At 70.0% G+C, this 17,845-nt stretch carries 18 protein-coding genes and 1 pseudogene; 14 read left to right on the top strand and 5 right to left on the bottom strand.

Annotated features, from left to right (window positions below; translation table 11 throughout):
* The first annotated feature begins 128 nt into the window (after positions 1-128).
* The 6 genes from FXF51_RS11440 (at position 129) to FXF51_RS11465 (ending at position 4,166) form a co-directional block, all read left to right on the top strand.
* Positions 129-1,361 carry an AI-2E family transporter gene (locus FXF51_RS11440; protein WP_148434270.1) on the top strand — a complete coding sequence of 411 codons (1,233 nt, stop codon included), beginning with the start codon at positions 129-131 and terminating at the stop codon, positions 1,359-1,361.
* An 11-nt stretch (positions 1,362-1,372) separates the two neighbouring features.
* On the top strand, positions 1,373-1,927 hold the full coding sequence (locus FXF51_RS11445; protein ID WP_148434271.1) for a PaaI family thioesterase: 555 nt from the start codon (positions 1,373-1,375) through the stop codon (positions 1,925-1,927).
* Positions 1,924-2,364 (top strand): dUTP diphosphatase, encoded by a 441-nt coding sequence (gene dut / locus FXF51_RS11450; RefSeq protein WP_148434272.1) that lies wholly within the window; start codon positions 1,924-1,926, stop codon positions 2,362-2,364. Before FXF51_RS11445 ends, dut begins: the two co-directional genes overlap by 4 nt.
* Positions 2,365-2,436: 72 nt before the next feature.
* Entirely contained in the window at positions 2,437-3,075 is a 639-nt protein-coding gene (locus FXF51_RS11455; protein ID WP_148434273.1) for a DUF3710 domain-containing protein, read from the top strand.
* Between the two features lie 28 nt (positions 3,076-3,103).
* A complete protein-coding gene (locus FXF51_RS63450) occupies positions 3,104-3,490 on the top strand; it encodes an OB-fold nucleic acid binding domain-containing protein (protein WP_043614113.1) in 387 nt (128 codons plus the stop codon).
* Positions 3,491-3,494: 4 nt separating this feature from the next.
* On the top strand, positions 3,495-4,166 hold the full coding sequence (locus FXF51_RS11465) for a DUF3159 domain-containing protein (protein WP_262379438.1): 672 nt from the start codon (positions 3,495-3,497) through the stop codon (positions 4,164-4,166).
* 51 nt (positions 4,167-4,217) lie between these two features.
* Here FXF51_RS11465 and FXF51_RS11470 read toward each other — a convergent pair whose 3' ends face one another.
* On the bottom strand, positions 4,218-6,077 hold the full coding sequence (locus FXF51_RS11470) for an HAD hydrolase family protein (protein WP_148434274.1): 1,860 nt from the start codon (positions 6,075-6,077) through the stop codon (positions 4,218-4,220).
* A 72-nt stretch (positions 6,078-6,149) separates the two neighbouring features.
* The gene (locus FXF51_RS60720; protein ID WP_187414316.1) at positions 6,150-6,311 is read right to left on the bottom strand and encodes a hypothetical protein; all 162 of its coding nucleotides are present in this window, start codon (positions 6,309-6,311) and stop codon (positions 6,150-6,152) included.
* Positions 6,312-6,427: 116 nt separating this feature from the next.
* Between FXF51_RS60720 and FXF51_RS11475 the strand changes: the two genes are divergently transcribed.
* The 3 genes from FXF51_RS11475 to FXF51_RS11485 all read left to right on the top strand — a co-directional run bounded on the left by FXF51_RS11475 (position 6,428) and on the right by FXF51_RS11485 (position 8,336).
* The gene (locus FXF51_RS11475) at positions 6,428-6,778 is read left to right on the top strand and encodes a PadR family transcriptional regulator (RefSeq protein WP_262379439.1); all 351 of its coding nucleotides are present in this window, start codon (positions 6,428-6,430) and stop codon (positions 6,776-6,778) included.
* Complete coding sequence (locus FXF51_RS11480) at positions 6,775-7,716, top strand: hypothetical protein (RefSeq protein WP_148434275.1); 942 nt, start codon at positions 6,775-6,777, stop codon at positions 7,714-7,716. Before FXF51_RS11475 ends, FXF51_RS11480 begins: the two co-directional genes overlap by 4 nt.
* 101 nt (positions 7,717-7,817) lie before the next feature.
* Entirely contained in the window at positions 7,818-8,336 is a 519-nt protein-coding gene (locus FXF51_RS11485; protein WP_148434276.1) for a hypothetical protein, read from the top strand.
* On the opposite strand, the gene FXF51_RS11490 is transcribed toward FXF51_RS11485, so the two are convergent.
* Positions 8,329-9,230 (bottom strand): IS5 family transposase gene (locus FXF51_RS11490; protein ID WP_411268354.1). Its coding sequence is split into 2 segments (ribosomal slippage): positions 8,329-8,880 and positions 8,883-9,230, totalling 900 coding nucleotides; the frame shifts between segments, so codons are not numbered across the junction. The two genes, FXF51_RS11485 and FXF51_RS11490, sit on opposite strands and share 8 nt — an antisense overlap.
* Before the next feature lie 504 nt (positions 9,231-9,734).
* Here FXF51_RS11490 and aroA point away from each other — a divergent pair.
* Together aroA and FXF51_RS63720 are read left to right on the top strand one after the other, a co-directional pair.
* Entirely contained in the window at positions 9,735-10,814 is a 1,080-nt protein-coding gene (gene aroA / locus FXF51_RS11500) for a 3-phosphoshikimate 1-carboxyvinyltransferase (protein ID WP_148434469.1), read from the top strand.
* A gap of 309 nt (positions 10,815-11,123) precedes the next feature.
* Positions 11,124-11,320: pseudogene (locus tag FXF51_RS63720) on the top strand (IS5/IS1182 family transposase); the annotation flags it as partial.
* A gap of 31 nt (positions 11,321-11,351) precedes the next feature.
* On the opposite strand, the gene FXF51_RS11510 reads toward FXF51_RS63720, so the two are convergent.
* Positions 11,352-11,558 carry a helix-turn-helix domain-containing protein gene (locus FXF51_RS11510; RefSeq protein WP_148434277.1) on the bottom strand — a complete coding sequence of 69 codons (207 nt, stop codon included), beginning with the start codon at positions 11,556-11,558 and terminating at the stop codon, positions 11,352-11,354.
* A gap of 201 nt (positions 11,559-11,759) precedes the next feature.
* Here FXF51_RS11510 and FXF51_RS11515 point away from each other — a divergent pair, with 201 nt between their 5' ends.
* The 3 genes from FXF51_RS11515 (at position 11,760) to FXF51_RS11525 (ending at position 15,007) form a co-directional block, all read left to right on the top strand.
* Positions 11,760-13,202 carry a serine hydrolase domain-containing protein gene (locus FXF51_RS11515; RefSeq protein ID WP_262379440.1) on the top strand — a complete coding sequence of 481 codons (1,443 nt, stop codon included), beginning with the start codon at positions 11,760-11,762 and terminating at the stop codon, positions 13,200-13,202.
* 46 nt (positions 13,203-13,248) lie between these two features.
* A complete protein-coding gene (locus tag FXF51_RS11520) occupies positions 13,249-14,421 on the top strand; it encodes a serine hydrolase domain-containing protein (RefSeq protein WP_148434278.1) in 1,173 nt (390 codons plus the stop codon).
* Positions 14,422-14,776: 355 nt separating this feature from the next.
* On the top strand, positions 14,777-15,007 hold the full coding sequence (locus FXF51_RS11525; protein ID WP_148434279.1) for a hypothetical protein: 231 nt from the start codon (positions 14,777-14,779) through the stop codon (positions 15,005-15,007).
* Between the two features lie 1,521 nt (positions 15,008-16,528).
* Here FXF51_RS11525 and FXF51_RS11530 read toward each other — a convergent pair.
* Positions 16,529-17,758, bottom strand: a complete 1,230-nt coding sequence (locus FXF51_RS11530) for a class I SAM-dependent RNA methyltransferase (RefSeq protein WP_262379469.1) — start codon at positions 17,756-17,758, stop codon at positions 16,529-16,531.
* Positions 17,759-17,845 lie beyond the last annotated feature (87 nt).

A 17,845-nucleotide genomic window follows, 5' to 3' on the forward strand; every position in this document is an offset into this window, starting at 1 on the left:
CTCCTGCCCTTGCCCAGGCCCGATCTGCCGGAGGTGAGCGGCACTTTCATGTGCTGCGCCATTACGCTCTCGGCTGCCGGGCCGATATCCGCGCGCATCCAGGGCCAGGACGTGCCAGTCTTGAACACGTGCTCTCCGACCGCCCAACCAAGCTCGTGCCGCCCGTGCTCGCCAGGATGGCCGCATGGAGTGGGTGCCTGATCCTCGTCGGCGTGGTCGTCTACTTCATCGTCCAGGCGATCGCCCGCCTGGCGTTCGTGGCGCTGCCCGTGGCGATCGCGCTCCTGCTCACCGCGCTGCTGTTCCCGCTGACCAACGCGCTGCGCAACGCCGGCATGCGGCCCATCTACGCCACCTGGATCACCATGCTGGTGGCCCTGGCCGTGCTCGTCGGCACCGGCTGGCTGGTCGGCGCGCGGGCCAGCGAGGAGTTCCCCAACCTGGTCGAGCAGGTCCAGGACACGGCCAGATCCGTGCAGGAATGGCTGATCCAGGGCCCGCTGCACCTGGAACAGACGCAGATCACCGGCTACGTCGACGAGCTCGCCACCATGCTCAACGCCCAGCGCACCGCCATCACCGGCACCGTGCTGTCGGCCGGCGCGGTGGCCGTCGAGGTGCTGGCGTCCATCGTGCTGCTGCTGTTCGTGACGTTCTTCCTGCTCAAGGACGGCGACCGGATCTGGTCGTGGTTCCTGAAGGGGTTCGGCGGGGTGTCGCCGCGCGTCGATCGGGCCGGGCGGGCCGCCTGGGCCACGCTCTCCCACTACGTCCAGGGCACGGTGGCGGTGGCCGCCGTGCACGGCCTGATCATGGGCATCGTGCTGGCCGGGATGGGCGTGCCGCTCTGGGCGCCGCTGGCCGTGCTGATCTTCTTCGCCAGCTTCATCCCGATCGTCGGCATCTTCTTCGCGGGCACCATCGCGACCCTGGTCACCCTGGGGGCCAAGGGGCTCGTGTACGCGCTGATCTTCCTCGGCATCCTCATCGTGGAGCAGCAGCTCGAGAACCACGTGCTGCAGCCGCTGATCGTGGGGCGGGCGCTCAACTTCCACCCGCTGGCCATCATCCTCGTGCTGTCGGTCGGGGGCATCCTGGCGGGCATCGCGGGGGCCGCCGTGGCCGTGCCGGTGGCGGCGGTGATCTACCGGGCGCTGCCGGAGCTCCGGCATCAACCACCCGAACTGCCACCAGGCCATTCCGACGCCCCGCCCGGCGACGATCCACCGCCACCGCCGCCACCGTCGCCGGGGCCGCGGCCCGCCGGGGCGCCTCGCGACGCCTTCGAAGCCCGTGACGAGCCGCGCGGGGCCGCGGGCCCGGGTGCCACTGGCGACAAGCACGGGGAGGACACGGAGTAACCTCGTCACCCGTGACGCGTTCCTCCATCACCACCCCGCCGCCGGGCGCGCAGGCGCCCGCCGCGCATCCCGATGCGCCGCAGGCGGGCACCACCCTGGGCTCCCACTACAGTCAGTGCTTCGGCTGCGGCACCGGCCACCCGACCGGGCTGCACCTCAACGCCAGAACCCCCGACGGCGCCACTGTGGAGGCCGAGTTCACGGTGGGGGAGGCGCACCAGGGCGCGCCGAGCCTCGCCCACGGCGGCGTCCTGGCCGCGGCCATGGACGAAGTCATCGGAATGTCCGTCTACCTGTTCCACAAGCCCTATGTGACGGGACGGCTGGAGACCGACTATCTGCTCCCCGTTCCCGTGGGCACGACACTCCACCTGCGTGCCTGGTGCAACGGCATCGACGGCAGAAAGGCGTACCTTGAGGCTGAGGGGCGCATCGGCGCCCCAGACGGACCGGTCGCCGTCCGCGCGGCAGCGCTGTTCATCGAGGTGAACATGGAACACTTCGCCAAGCACGGCGATCTGGCCGCCATCGCCGCCGAACACCAGGACTACGAGGTGAACCCTTGAGCGAGGCAGAGGTCCTCATCCAGCGGCTCGACCCCGAGCTGCCGATCCCGTCGTACGCCCATCCGGGAGACGCGGGAGCCGACCTCTACGCGGCCGGAGACGTGGAGCTGATGCCCGGCGAGCGCGCCGTCGTCGGCACGGGCGTGGCGATCGCCCTGCCCGATGGCTATGCCGCGTTCGTGCATCCACGTTCGGGGCTGGCGGCCAGGCACGGCGTCACGCTCGTCAACGCGCCCGGCACGGTGGACGCCGGCTACCGGGGCGAGATCAAGGTGACGGTGATCAACACGGACCTCAAGGAGCCCTTCCGGCTGCGAAGGGGTGACCGGGTGGCGCAGCTCGTGATCCAGCGGGTCGAGCGGGTGGCGTTCACGGTGGCCGAGCGGCTGCCGGAGTCCGTGCGCGGCGCCAACGGATTCGGATCGACCGGCCGCTGACGGGAAGGGGCCCGGCAGGGCCCGACGAACCACGGGCCCGCAGCGGCCCGACGAGCAGGGAGAGTGAGGAACGTGTTCCGACGTCGTCGTCGTGAGCAGCCGGAGCAGGCGGCCGATCAGGAGGCCGCGGCGCCAACGCGAGAGTCCGGCCCGTGGGACGCCGACGAGCCCCACCCGGAGGCCGAGCGGATCGACCTGGGCGGCCTCCGGCTGCCGCACAACCCCGAGTTCGACGTGCGACTGGCCTCCGTCGGCGACCAGCACGTCGGCGTGGTCGTCCTGTACGAGGACAGCTCGCTGCAGCTCCAGGCCCTGGCCGCGCCACGCAGCTCCGGCCTGTGGGACGAGGTCAAGACCAAGATCCTGGCCCAGGCCAAGCACCTGGAGGAGCGGCAGGGCCCGTTCGGCAGCGAGCTGACCGGCGAGATGAAGGTCGAGGGCAACAGCCGCCCGGCCCGCTATCTCGGCATCGACGGCCCGCGCTGGTTCCTGCTGGCGGTGATCTCCGGCAAGGCGGCCGCCGACGACGCGGTCGCGCAGGCGTACATCGACTTCATCAAGGACGTCGTCGTGGTCCGCGGCGACGAGCCGATGGCCCGCGAGGAGCCCATCCCGCTGCGCCGTCCGAACGAGCAAGCGGGCGAGGCGGGCGAGCAGCGGCAGGGTTTCAACCCGTTCAAACGGGGACCTGAAATCAGTGAGATTCGCTAAGAGCTGACATCACATAGGCTGATGCATCATGAGTACGGCAGAACCCCCTAAACGCGGGGGATTGCGCGGGTTCTTCAGTCGGCTGGCCACCAGCCAGTCCGAAATCGAAGCCCAGGAGCTCCGGGAGGACGCCGACGAGGTCGGCGCGACCCCGATCGTCTCGTGTGGCGGTCGCCGCCGCTTCTGTGTGGCGGGTACGCTACGTACGGTGACCCTGCGTCCGAGGGGCGGCGCCCCCGCCCTCGAAGCCGAGCTGTACGACGGGTCCGACGTGATCGACCTGGTGTGGCTCGGCCGCCGCAAGATCGCCGGAATCGAGCCCGGCCGCACGGTCAAGGCCGAAGGCCTGGTCAGCATGCAGGACGGGCGCAAGGTGATGTTCAATCCGCGTTACGAGCTGCGCCCAGGGAGTTGATCAGGTGAGTGCTGAGGCGGAAGAGGTCGCCCACGACACCGTTGAGGCGGCGGTGCGAGCGCAGCTCGCCAAGGCCCTCGGCGGAGTGCGCGGCATCATCGAGGCGGCCGTCCCGACGATCGCGTTCACGTTGTCCTGGATCTTCAGCGAAGACCTGAAGCTGTCGCTCATCATCAGCGTCTCGCTGTCGGTGGTGCTGCTGCTGATCCGGGTCGTCCAGCGATCCACACCGCAGTTCGTGATCAACAGCCTGATCGGCATCGCGATCGGCGCGTTCTTCGCCAGCAGGTCCGGCGACGCGAAGGACTACTTCCTGCCCGGCATCCTGTACAACGCCGGTTACGCGGTGGCGATGCTGATCTCGATCGTCACGCGGTGGCCGGTCGTCGGGTTCCTGATCGGCTCGGTGACGGGTGATCCGACCGCCTGGCACAAGGATCCCGGGATCGTGCGGCTCTGCCAGCGGCTGACGTGGCTGCTCCTGCTGCCCTGCGCGGTCCGGGTGGCCGTGCAGGGGCCGGTGTACCTGTTCGGCGGCGGTGACGAGGCGGTCGCGGCCCTCGGCTTCGCCAAGATCGTGATGGGGTGGCCGTTGCAGGTGGCCGCGCTGGGCGCCATGTTGTGGCTGCTCGGCCGTGGTCGCACGCCGATCAAACCGCCGGTCGCACCCGCCTGATCCGCCTGCGGGCCCGCTCGACCGCCCCCGGGTGGTCAGCGGTCCCTGTGGTCAGCGGTCCCTGTGGTCAGGGTCGAAGTCGGTGGGCTCGGCGGGCAGCGTGTAACGGGCGCCGATCAGGTCGGCCACGCGCTGCCTGCTGTCCTGTGGCGACAGGTCGGCCTCTTCCACGGCGGCCACCTCGTCCGCCAGCTCGGCGTCCCCGAGCTGCTCCCTGATCCACCCCGAGTAGTCGCCGCGCCGCAGGTGGTGCAGCCAGGTGTCGTCGTCCACGCCTTCGCTCAGCTCGACGAACGTGTGCAGGTTCCTGGCCCGCAGCCGCAGCCGCGCCTCCGGCCCGGTGAAGTAGAAGCTCTTGTCCTTGGCCATGGTGCCCGCCGCGTACTTGCGCCGGTGGCGGGTGCGCTCGACGCGGGCCGGGGCCAGGGTCAGCTCGCGTGCCTCGTCCGCGCCGTCCAGCCAGAGCGCGATGTCGCTCTTCGGCGCCGGGCGCAGCGACGGGGGCTGGAGGCCGCGGGCGGTGGCGAAGGCGGCCAGCGTGTCCGCCGGCGCCTTGCCCACCGCGATCGCGCTGGTCACCAGACGCAGCGCGGCCGGGCTCAGCGCGTCAGGATGCACGGTGATCAGCAGCAGCGCGCCGAGGTCGCCGGGGTGCTGGAGGGGTATGTGCCGTACCTCGGCGGGCATCAGGTGGTGGGCCTCGTCCAGGATGAGCCAGTGCGGGTGGCCCAGCTTGGCGCGCAGGCCGGTCAGGCGCGGCAGCAGCTCCGCGAAGTACGCGGGCCGGTCGCGTAGCTGCAGGCCGATCAGGTTGATCACCACGCTGTGCGCGGGCTGCTCCAGGACGTGCACGACCTCGTCCACGGCCGGCACCCGGTCGGGGTCGCCGAGCACCGTGACGCCCGGGTACTCCGCGTAGTCGCCCTCCGGGTCCACGATGACGCACTGGTAGCCGTCGCCGGTGAGGCGTTCGAGCAGCGCGGTGGTGACCGTGGACTTGCCGCTGCCGGACGGGCCCGCCACCAGCAGGCCGACCCCGTACGCGGGCAACCGCACCTCCTCCTGGCCCGCGCGTTCATCGACTCGTTCCTCGTCCGGGCGTTCCTCGTCCGGGCGTTCTTCGGCCGCGTGTTCCTCGTCAGGATGTTCCTGGGCCGCGTGTTCCTGGTCCGCGTGTTCCTCGTCCGGGCGTTCCTGGGCCGCGTGGCCGAGCAGCACGTGGTGGCGGGGCAGGTCCAGCTCGTCGAGGTCGCCCGCCAGCAGCAGCTTCGCCAACTCGGCCACACCCCGCCCGTCCGGCTGGTCCAGGCACAGATCGCAGGCGTCCTTGAGCGCGGGCAGGGCGTTGGCCACGGCGGCGCCGCACTCGGCCGCCGTCAGGAACGCGTGGTCGTTCTCACCGTCGCCCACCGCGACCACGCTGTGCCGCGACAGCGACAGGCGGTCGAGGGCGGCGCACAGGCCGGTGGCCTTGTTCACGCCGGGAGGCAGCACCATGACGGCGCCCTTGTTGTAGATGACCTGCAACTCCAGGCCCAGCTCCCGGATCGCCCGCAGCACGTGCACGTCATGGGGCTCCCGCGTGGCGATCAGCACCTGTCCGACGCCCAGCGGGCTCACCCCTTCGGCCCGCAGCCGCTCGGCCAGCCCGGGAGGCGGGGGCGCGGCCAGGGTGTCAGTGGTGCGCTGGCGCGGGTCGTACAGGAGACCGCCGTTCTCGGCCACGATCAGGTCGAACAGGGCGGGGTGCGGGAAGACCGACAGCAGGTCGTCCAGCTCGCGCCCGGTGACGAGCAGCAGCTTGAACCCGGCCCGGGACAGCCGTTCCAGCGCCTCGATCGTCGCCTCGTCCACCTGGCTGTTCCTGGCCAGGGTCTCGTCATAATCGCAGGCCAGCACGTTGTAGCGCATGATCCCTCCCTACCCGTGGAGGGGCTCGCATCCGGCGGTCCAGGTGAAAGCGAGGTGAACTTTGACCCCGCGTCAGCCCGCGGTGAAGCAGTGGCCCCCCTCCAGGTCGGCGAGCGGGCCGGGGCCCAGCCGAGGAGGCGGGCGCGGGTCCGCGTTCGGCATCGTGAGGTTCAGCCCGGCGAACGTGGCGAAGAACGCGAAGCGCTTCCCGCCCCGCTCGGCGGGGACGCTCACGGTCGCTCCCCGAATCGGCCCGGGAGGCGCTCGACGAACGGCGGGCCGCAGCGGCCGCTCTCGGCTGAGCGCGGCCGGGTTGCGGCATAGTCAGATCATCGGTATATATCGGTGATGTGAATAGCCGATCAATGCAGGAGCCGACGTTCCTGATCCTCACCGCGCTCGCCGCCGGCCCGCAGCACGGCTACGGCATCATCACCGACGTGCTGCGCATCTCCGAAGAGCGGGTCCGGCTACGAGCGGGCACCCTGTACGCGGCCCTTGACCGCCTGGAAGGCGAAGGTCTGGTGGAGCCCGACCGCGAGGAGACCGTGGACGGCCGCGCCCGGCGCTACTACCGGCTCACCTCGCCGGGAGAGCAGCGCCTGGCGGCCGAGACCGAGCAACTGCGACGCAACGTGGAGACCGCCACCGCCCGGCTGCGCACCCGGCACGGCCTGAGGCCGATGGGGAGTGGCGCATGACCGGGCTGGAGCGGGGCTTCCGGCGCTTGCTGGCGGCGTACCCGAAAGAGCACCGCGCCCGGCACGAGGACGAGATGGTAGCGGTGCTGCTCGCGAGCGCGGAGCCGGGCCGCCGGCGGCCGTCGCTCACGGACGCCTGCGACGTGCTGCGCGGCGGCCTGGCGATCCGGCTGCGGCGCGCCGTCGAAGGCCGTTCGAACCTGCACTGGCGGGACGCGCTCAACATCGCCGCACTCCTCGCCCCCATCGCACTCTTCGTGCTCAGACTGGACGCCGCGGCGAGCTACGGCGAGTGGGTCCTGCGGGGCGAGTTCAACCGGGAAGGCCTGCGGCTGATGGGGGAGACGGGCCTGCAGGCGCTCCCGTACGGGCTCATCGCGTTATTCGCCTGGCTCAACCGGCCCTGGGCCGCGGTCGCGTGCGCCTCGGGCTATGCGCTGCTCTCGGGGTGGTCGATCTATCGCGCCGAGTACGAGTTCGCGCTGTGGAACGCCGACGGCGTGCTCATCCAGGCGGACCCCGTCGATGCGAGCGACATCGCCATGGGCATGCTGCCCGCCGCGCTGTGCGCCGTGATGCTGGCCCTGGCTCCGTCGCCGGGCCCCGGCTCGGCAGGCACCCCGCGCCTGCTCAAGTGGACGGCCGCCCTGGTCGGGCTGTCCGTTCTGGGCGCCATGGTCGTCCGATGGGCGGGTATCCCCGTCGCGGTCGCGGTCGTGCTGATCGCGGCGGTGCCGGCGTTCCGCTCTCCCGTCGGACGGCGGGTGGCGGTTGTGCTGGTGCCGATGGCTTCGATCATCGCCGTCGGGATGGTGCGGAAGGAGGATCTGCTGGGCTTGGTCCTGCTCGCCACGCTGTCCGTGGGCGTGCTGGGTGTCGTGGGGGTGCTCGCCAGGGCCGGATCGGTGCCGCCGCCGTCTGCTGAGGCCGAGGGCTGAGGGCCTGGTTCGTCCGCGTCTAGGCCGTGTCCCGTGATCATGCATGGTGTGAGCGACAGGTGTGGCTTGTTCGTGGGCGATGCATCTGCCACGGTGCTCGGGTGGCTGGGCTTCTGGGTGACAAGCACAGGTTCGCCGTCGAGGTTGGAGACTGGGACGGCTCGGCGCTGCGCCGGGTTGACCTGTGGGTCGCGGATCAGTGGTTGACGTGCGACGACAACATGACTTTCGTCAAGCAGTTCCGCCACTATGTGGAACGCACCGCTGTGGGAGTGCGTTTCGGAGAGATTGCGGCGGAGCCGTTCGCCGGTCTGTCTCCAGCCGCTACTCATCGACGGCTTCTGGCCGGGGTCAGGCACGGCGAGCAGGAGTACGAGCGGTTCGGTTTCTTTGGCCGTTGGGGCTGGGGCCCCACGACCGACAACGTGACGTCATTCCTCTGGCGGGACGAGGACCGTATGGTGATCACGACGGAGTTCTGGCGGGAGAGGCACCTTCTCACGCATCCCGAGCATGCGGGAACGGTCTTCGCGGCCGAGCTCCCGACCGCCGAGTTCATGGCCATCCTGGAGGAGACGGTGGCCGCCCTCGGCGATGGTGAGGGTGTGCCCGTCACGTGACGGGATGGCGGAGCCAGATGCGGATCGAGGCGACGTCGATGATGCCTTGGTAGATGCGTTCTCTCTTGTCGTAGCGAGTGGCGACGGCGCGGTGCTGGCGGAGCTTGTTAACGCAGCGTTCGACGGTGTTGCGTTCTTTGTAGGCATCGCGGTCGAAGACTGGTGGCCGTCCGCCTTTCGAACCGCGGTTGGCGCGGTGAGCGGCCTGATCTTTCTTGACCGGGATGACGGCCTTGATCCCGCGGCGCCGCAGGTAGCGGCGGTTGGCGCGGGAGGAATATGCCTTGTCGGCCAGGGCGCGGGCCGGCTTCTTACGAGGGCGGCCCACACCGCGGCGGCGGATGCGGATGGACTCCATCAGCGCGATGAACTTCGGGCAGTCGGCGTGCTGGCCGGACGAGGTGAGCCGGGCGATCGGACGGCACCGCCGGTCGGCGACCAGGTGGATCTTCGTGGTCAGGCCGCCCCGGGATCGGCCGAGCGCTTCGCGACCGCCCTTCGTCACCCGTTCGTGATCTTTACCGGCCCCCTTTGGGTGATGTCGACAGCCGGGGCATACCGGGCCCCGGCCGCGTGCTGGTGCGCCCGCACGATCGTGGAGTCAGCGCTGACCGTCCAATCTTTGCCCCCGGCTTCGTCGCACCCGGCGCGTAGTCCGTCCAGGATCTGTTCCCACGTCCCGTCCAGTGACCAGCGGCGATGCCGGTTGTAGATCGTCTTCCACCTGCCGTAACACGGCGGCAGGTCCCGCCAGGCGCAGCTCGCGCGGGTCCGGAAGAACACCCCGTTGATCACCATCCGATGATCGCTCCACCGTGCCCCGTGCACGTTCTGCGCAGGAAGCAGCGGCGCCAGCCGCGCCCACTCCTCGTCCGTAAGGTCATGACGCTTCAGACGCTCCTCATCCACACGGATGATCTACACCAAACCGCCATCAAAGATCTCGGGACACGACCTAGTTCGTCCGTGTCTAGGCTGCCTGCATGACGATGATGCAGGTTCCTGGATCGAAATCCATCACGGCCCGCGCGCTGTTCCTGGCCGCCGCCGCCCGGGGGGGCCACCGTGTTGAGGCGGCCGTTGGTGTCCGACGACACGGAAGGGTTCGTGGAGGGGTTGGGCGCGCTCGGGTACCGGGTGGAGCGCGGGCCGGGGGCGTTCACGGGCGGCCCGGAGGGGGCTGCGTTCGGCGGCGGGGCGCGGGTGGTTGCGGGCGGCTTGGTGGAGTCTGCGAACGGGGGCCAGGCGCGGACGGGCGGCGGCCCGGCTGAGGGCGGTTCTGCGTGGGGCGGCCGGGCGCGGAGGGGTGGCGGCCCGGCTGAGGGCGGTTCTGCGTGGGGCGGCCGGGCGCGGACGGGTGGCGGCCCGGCTGCGGGCGGTTCTGCGTGGGGTGGCGAGGTGTGGACAGTCGAGGGTCGGCCGGAGGGGCCTGCTCACGGGGAAGCGGAGGTGTTCTGCCGCGACGGCGCCACGACGGCGCGCTTCCTGCCCGCACTCGCGGCGGCCGGGCACGGCGTGTTCCACTTCGACGCCTCCCCGCAGATGCGCCGCCGCCCCCTCGGCCCCCTCACCCGCGCGCTACGGGAACTCGGTGTGGACCTGACGCACGAGGGCGAGGAGGGTCATCACCCGCTCACGATCCGGGCCAACGGCATCAAGGGCGGCCGGATCACGCTGGACGCCGGCTTGTCGTCGCAGTTCCTCACCGCGTTGCTGCTCGTCGGGCCGCTGACCGCCGAAGGGCTGGAGATCACCGTCACCGATCTCGTCTCGGTGCCGTACGTGGAGATCACGCTCGCCATGATGCGCAGCTTCGGGGTCGAGGTGCGGCGCGAGGGGCAGACCTTCCACGTCCCGCCGCAGGGGTACCGGGCGACGGAGTACACCATTGAGCCCGACGCCTCCGCGGCCGGCTACCCGCTCGCCGCTGCGGCCCTGACGGGGAACACCATCACGGTGCCCGGACTCGGGTCGGGTGCGCTGCAGGGGGACGTACGCTTCGCCGAGGTCCTGTCGCGCATGGGCGCATCTGTGGATATGTCGCACGATTCCGTGACCGTCACCGGCACCGGCCGCCTGCACGGCCTGACCGTCAACATGCGCGACATCTCCGACACCGTCCCCACCCTCGCCGCCATCGCCCCCTTCGCCGACGGCCCCGTACGCATCGAGGACGTCTACAACACCCGGGTCAAGGAGTGCGACCGGCTGGAGGCCTGTGCCGAGAACCTGCGGCGGCTGGGCGTGCCCGTGGCCGTCGGACGCGACTGGATCGAGATCACCCCAACCCGGCCCCGCGCGGCCGAGATCGCCTGCCACGGTGACCACCGGATCGCGATGTCGTTCAGCGTCACGGGGCTGCGCACGCCGGGGATCACGCTGGATGAGCCGGGGTGCGTGAAGAAGACGTTCCCCGGGTTCCATGAGGCGCTGGCGGGTCTGCGTGAGGAGTGGGGGATCGGGGTGGTGCCGGACTGAGGTGCGCGGCGGGAGCTACGCCACCTTGGCGGTGACGCGGCCGTTCGACCTCACCGATGCGCAGTGGGCGCGGCTGGAGCCGTGGCTACCTACGGGCTGAAGGCCGGGTCGGCCGTCGCGGTGGAGCAAGCGTCAACTGATCGACGGGATCCGCTGGCAGCAGATCCTCACCCGGCTGCATGCGTTGGCCGATGCCCAGAAGCTGGTCGGCTGGCACGTCGGGGTGGACTCCACCATCTGCCGGGCCCATCGACACGCGGCAGGCCGAGCCGTCCGGCGGAGTAGGGTCCGAGGCCGCAGATCACGCCCCTCGGACGCTCCCGAGGTGGGCTGTCGACCAAGCTGCATCTGGCCTGCGAACGGGGCCGGCGGCTGCTGACACGGGTGCTCACCGCTGGGCAGTGCGGTGATGCGCCGCGGTCATGGCCGCGATTCGGGTGCCCCGGCTCGGGCGCGGTCGCCTGCGTACCCGCCCCCAGACCGTCCGCGCGGACAAGGCGGCCTCCGGCCTTCGACCCCGTCGACTACCGCGCCCGCTCAGCCGTCGATCAACGACTGGCTCGTCATTCTTCGAGACACGTCCTCTAGGTGGGCGATGGCGCGCTCGGTGGGCTGACGGGCGCCCGATTCCAGGCGGGGCAGGTATCCGGTGGACATGCCCTCGCCGGCGAGCGCGGCGAGGGTGAGGCCGCGTTCGGTTCTCCGTTGCCTGAGCCGTCGGCCGAGAACTGGCTGCTCGCGCATGCCTGTACTCCTGCGTGGCTGCGGCGTGCGGGCTTGAGACTAACCTACTTGCCTACGCGCAGACAAGTTATTGCCTCTCGATCCGAAGCTTGGCAATTTGATTTGGCAATTAGTTGCCAAACCTCTGACAACTCCCCTAACGTTGCTCTCGTTCGACGGACGAACCCGCCGCGAACGAACCCCTCTAAGGAGTGCGTCACCATGTCCATCACCCTTGCCGAGCAGGACCAGCACACCCTCCGGATCGCCGCCTGGGGCGCCGTGTCGCTGATGTCGGCCGCCGGCGCCGCCGGTTCGGCACACCAGGTCGCCACCGCCGGCTCCCTCGCCCTGACCTCGGCCACCGGCACCGTCGGGCACATTCTGGCCAAGGCGCCCAAGGGCGTGAGCTGGGGCAAGAGTGTGGCCGACCTGGCCGACCAGGTGCTGCCGGCGCTCACCGCGTCCATGCGCCTGCTGCGCGACCCGGCTGAGGCCGGCGACTTCCGCCGCACCGTCCTGGTCGCCCTCGACGCGGCCACCCACTCAGGCGAGGCCAACCCCACCATGACCGAGATGGCCCGCAAGATCACCGAAGCCCTCGATGTCCCGCAGGACCGCCCGCAGCTGCAGCAGATCCTCCAGGACATGGTCGAGGCCGGCTTCGTCGGCGTCACGCTGCGCGTCCGCGACCAGCGCGGCGAGTGGGCCGGAAGTGCCGGCACGACCGAACGCGGCGGCACCACCCCCGCGCCGATCGACGCGCACGTCCGGATCGGCAGCAACACCAAGACCTTCATCGCCACCGCGGTGCTGCGGCTGGTGGCCGAGGGCAGGATCGCGCTGGACGCCCCGGTGGCCGGCTACCTGCCCGAGTTCGGCCTGGACGAGCGGATCACCGTACGGATGCTGCTCCAGCACACCAGCGGCATCTTCAACTTCACCGGCGAGTACTACGAGGACGGCACCTTCGCCCCCGGCATCCCCGCCACCCAGGCAGGCAAGGAATGGGTGGACAACCGCTTCCACACCTACCAGCCCGAAGACCTGGTCCGGCTGGCCCTGTCCAAGCCCGCCCGCTTCGAGCCCGGCACCGACTGGAGCTACGCCAACACCAACTACGTCCTGGCCCGGCTCCTCATCGAGAAGGTCACCGGCCGCCCGGTCGCCGACGAGCTCCAGCGCCTCATCCTGGGGCCGCTCGGCCTGACCGGCACCCACCAGCCCACCACCGAGACCGACCTGCCCGCCCCGCACGTCCACGCCTACTACCGATACGACGACACCCTCGTCGACGTCACCCGGCACAACCCGTCCTGGATCTCCAGCGGCGGCGACATGATCTCCACCAGCCGCGACCTGCAGACCTTCATCACCGCGCTGGTCACCGGCAAGCTCCTGCCGGCCGACCTGCTGGCCGAGATGTTCACCCCCGAGGCCAAGGCCGGCTACGGGCTGGGCGTGTTCGTCCAGAACGGCGGCACCCTCATCTCGCACAACGGCGGCAACGCGGGCCAGGCCGCGCTGATGCTCTGCACCGCCGACGGCGCCACCAGCCTGACCGCCACGCTCGCCTACGTCGACGACGCCGAGATGTCCATGGGCGCTGCCTTCCAGCAGGCCAGCCAGCGCCTCCTGGCCGAGGTCTTCGGCCCGGCCGCGTAGCCCTGACCGTTCGTAGAACCCGACGACAACGAAGACGAGGGAAACCATGAGAACCCGAACGACGCGACGCATCGCGGTCACGGCGCTGGCCGCCGCACTGCTGGCCGGGACGGCCACCCCCGCGACAGCCACCACGAACCGGGACCGCCCGGAACTACAGCAGGCCATGCAGGCGTTCATCGACGCCGGTTTCACCGGCGTGCAACTGCGCGTGCAGGACGAGCAGGGCGAGTGGGCCGCCAGCGCCGGCGTGCGCGAGCTCGGCCGGCGCGCCAAGCCGCCGGTGAACGGCTCGTTCTGGGCGGGCAGCAACATCAAGCCCTTCACCGCGACCCTGGTGTTGCAGTTGGTGGCCGAGGGCAAGGTCGAGCTGGACGCCCCGGTGGCCGGCTACCTGCCCGAATTCGGGCTGGACGAGCGGATCACCGTGCGGATGCTGCTGGATCACACCAGCGGCCTGTTCAACTACACCGGTGACTTCGACCCCGACGGGTCGTGGGTCACGGGCGTCCCCTCGATGAACAAGGACTGGCTGGACAACCGGTTCCGCAGCTACCAGCCGGAAGAGCTGATCCGGGTGGCGCTGTCCAAGCCGGCCCGGTTCGAGCCGGGCACCGACCAGCAGTACACCAACACCACCTACACGCTGGCCCTGCTGCTGATCGAGAAGATCACCGGCCGCAGCTACGCCGAGGAGCTGCGGCGGCGCATCCTGCGCCCGCTCGGCCTGAAGGACACCTCGGTGCCGGGCGACCGCGCCCAGCTCCCCGGCCCGCACGCCCACGGCTACTACCGCTACGAGGAGAACGGCAGGACCAGGACGGTCGACATCAGCCGCCAGAACCTGACCATGACGGCCGGCGCAGGCAACCTCGCCTCCACCCCCAAGGACCTGCAGACGTTCATCTCCGCGCTGAACGCCGGCAAGCTGTTGCCGCCCGCGCTGCTCACCGAGATGCGCACACCGAACCCGAAAATGGGCTACGGCCTCGGGCTGTTCGTCGAGAACCTGGGCCCGAACTGCACCGTCCTGCGGCACAACGGCAGCCCGCCGCACGGCTACGGCGCGCTGATGTACAGCTCGCCCGACGGCAAGACGACCGTGACCGGCGCGGTGACCTGGGTGGACGACGCCACCAGGGGCCCGGCGGCCAGCTTCCAGACGCTCGTGGACGGGCTCGTCAAGAAGGTGTTCTGCGACCAGCAGACCGCCGGCTGACGAGGCCGGGCCATCAGCGGCCAGCTGAAGTCGGCCATATCGATCCCGGAGGGAGCGTGTAACGAGCCCGCCAATATTCGAGCTACGGCCGTATGGAACCGTCAAGAACGACAAAGCCCTCAATCCGCAACGTTTGCTTGATCGCCGCCGCCCTGCCAAGAGCGGCGGCGATCTCATCATCGATTGAGGAGCTCCAGGTCTCGGGTGGTGCCGGGCTGAGGCGTGGATCAAGGTTTGAAGGCGAGGGCGCGGCAGCCGGGTAAAGATCTTCGCATCGAACCCTGAACCACTTGATCCACATCCGCGGGTACGAAGGCTGGCGAAAGATCACCTCACGCCACAACGGGGGACCACCATGTACAAAGCCGCCTTCGCCGCCTTCACCATGACCGCCGCCGCCCTGCTCCTCGCCGCCGCACCCGCCCTCGCCGGCGACGACCTCGACTTCCATGGGCCGACCTTCGTCATGTGCGAGAACGGGATGACCAACGTGGTCAAGATGGACGCGCCGATGACCCTGTGGACCACGACCGCCGGGTGTGCGGACACGGACGACGACGCAACTCCCTGGCATGGCATGAACTGAGCTCGTACGTGATGCGGGAGGCCCCTCGCGGGAGAGTCGCGAGGGGCCTCCCGCTGTGGTGCGAGGGCTATCGGGCACGTCCTTCGAGAAGGGCGGTCCAGAGTGCGATCCCTTCGGGTGTCGGGATCCAAGGGCTCTCATACACCCGCTCGTCTTGAGCTGTTCTCTCGGTACGGCGGATGTACAGCAGGCCGCCTGCGGCGCACAGCTCGTAGATGGTGGGCATGCACTCGCATGTGTGGCTGCGGACCCTGAAGGAGGCACTCCTGCCCGCCGATTCGGACCAGTCGATTCTGACGTGGCCAGGCCGTGCGGGCTTCGGGTGAGGAAAGGCGTGGAGCCCGTTGAGAAAAGACAGGTGGCTTCTGCTTCCTCTGTCGCCCGCTTCAGCACCCGCACCGGTGCTGGTGTCCTCTTCGGAGGGGGCATCTCTGGGATTGCTGTCGTGTGTATCTGCCACGTGATTTTCCTTTCTCATACCTGCCGGGATGGACGCCCGCCTGCGCGCAGCGGTCCCACGCCCGCGGCGAGCGACTTGCTGAAACGGGCGTAGGTGGTCGGGCCGCAGCACGTCATCTCAAGGGGCGACGTGCCGGTTCGGGCAGCAGATGACGCCGACGGTGATGAACCGGCCGCCTTGCAGCTCCTTCTGTGTGGATGGGCGGAGGTACGGGGCTGGCATGCGTGCATCGCGGACTGCGGCTCCGTGCGCCGTCGGGCATCGCGCGATCACTCTTGGGCATGGGGTGATGTTATTCCTAGCCGTACTGCTTGGTCTATAGGCCGTATTTATCGGCCTCAACGAGCGATTCGGTCTTTATGGCGCTGGCGTGCCGGTTATATGTGCATATTTATGGCAGTGTGTCCCGTCTCTTCTGTGGCCAAGGGGCGTTGGCCGCCGCGACCGTCAGCGTCAGGAGTGACGGTGTTGTGGCGGACGGTAACGATGTGGATCGCTCGCGACGGCCCATGGCGGGGACGCAAGTCACCGTTGCGAGTCGCGGCACTCAAGTTGCGGCAACGAGCCTGGACGCATGACGTGACCACCGGCAGTGATCTACGAGCACGGGCACACATCGCCTTCTCGCCCGGTCATCGCGACAGCGCTTTGGGACTTGCCTTCGGTTCAAGGCGCAGGCCGGGCTGTCGGTAGGTGCTCAGGCGGCCCGGCAGGACCGACGATCAGGTGCTCGAAGACGAATCCAGTGCCTTCTGCGCATCGTTCGCGATCACTGGGTGCGGACGAAACGGCGAACGCGCTGAAAGCCGCTGAGTCGGCGCAGTGACAAGTCGTCTTCTGCTGGATCGCCGGCCATGGCGCCGATGTTGATGAATTCCCCGTTTGCTCACGAGGCTGTTGCCCGGGGGTGCAGGGGGCCGGGAGGCCCCTTGCCTGTGGGATCGCGGCAGAGCCGCGATCCCGCTCGAACACAGCCCGAGCCGAAGGCGAGGCCCTTTCGGGGCGGGCATCGGACGGCCCACTCGGCAATCGAGGCAACGGGTGGGTGCGCGTCGGCCGACCTACTCCTTGACGACCAGGGCGACGCACTCCACATGGTGAGTCATCGGAAAGGCATCGAAAGCGCGCAGGTCGGAAAGCACATAGCCCCCCTCCCGCAGCCAAGCCAGATCCCGGGCCAACGTAGCCGGATCGCAGGACACGTACACGATCCGCAGAGCGTCCAGCGACACAATGCGTTCCACCACGTCCCGCCCCAACCCGGCCCGAGGCGGATCCACCACCACCAGATCGGCCCGTTCGATCTGGAACCGGTCCAGGGCTTCCTCGACGCGCCCCCGTTCCACCCGGGCCTGCGGCAGGTCGCGGAGGTTGGCGCGGGCGTCGCGGACGGCGGCGGCCTCGGACTCCAGCCCGAACACCGCCCCTTCCTGGCCGACGATCTCGGCGAGGCCGGCGGCGAAGAGGCCGACGCCGCAGTAGAGGTCGAGCGCCCATTCGCCGGGTTCGGGGGCGGCGTAGGAGAGCACCGCGTCCAGGAGCGTCTCGGCGGCTCCGGGGTGGACCTGCCAGAAGCCGCTGCCCGCGACCCGGAACTCGCGGTCGCCGACCTGCTCGTGCAGGACGCCCGAGCCGCGGCGCGGGACCGTGCGGCCCTTGCCCTGGTCGAGCAGGACGGAGGCGGGCGCCTCCAGGTCGGGGACGGTGACGCTGCGGCGGGGGCGCGGGGCGACGACGACGGCGCGGTCGCCGCCGGAGGACGCGATGACCTCGACGCCGGCGGCGCCCGGCCAGGCGTGGTCCTCGGCGCCGACGGCCTCGACCTCCGGGTGGGCGATCAGGCAGGCGTCGACGACCTCGATGTCGTGGGAGCGGTGCCGGCGGAAGCCGAGCTCGCCCGCGGGGGTGGCGGCGAACTGCACGCGGGTGCGCCAGCCGAGCCCGTCCTTGGCCCCCGGCACCTCCTCGACCACGACCTCGCGTTCGATGCCCGCCAGGCGGCGGAGCTGCTCGGCCACGACCTGGGCCTTGAGGCGGCGCTGCGCGTCCAGGGTGGCGTGCTGCCAGTCGCAGCCGCCGCAGCGGCCAGGGCCCGCGTACGGGCAGGGCGGGACGACGCGGTCGGGGGAGGCGTCCAGGATCTCGACGGCGTCGGCCCGCAGGAAGCGGGTGGTCTCCTCGGTGACGTCGGCGATCACCCGCTCGCCTGGCAGGGCGTGCCGTACGAACACCACCCGCCCCTCATGGCGCGCCACACACCAGCCGCCATGGGCGACCGGACCTACCGTCAACTCCAGAGATGCCTGTTCCACATCCGACACCTTAGTGCCCCTACCCGGATGACCACTTATCGGACTTGATCCATTACTCTGGGTGTT

Origin of the sequence: Nonomuraea sp. PA05 (assembly GCF_008086045.1) — a bacterium.
In the GTDB taxonomy this organism is placed as follows: domain Bacteria; phylum Actinomycetota; class Actinomycetes; order Streptosporangiales; family Streptosporangiaceae; genus Nonomuraea; species Nonomuraea monospora.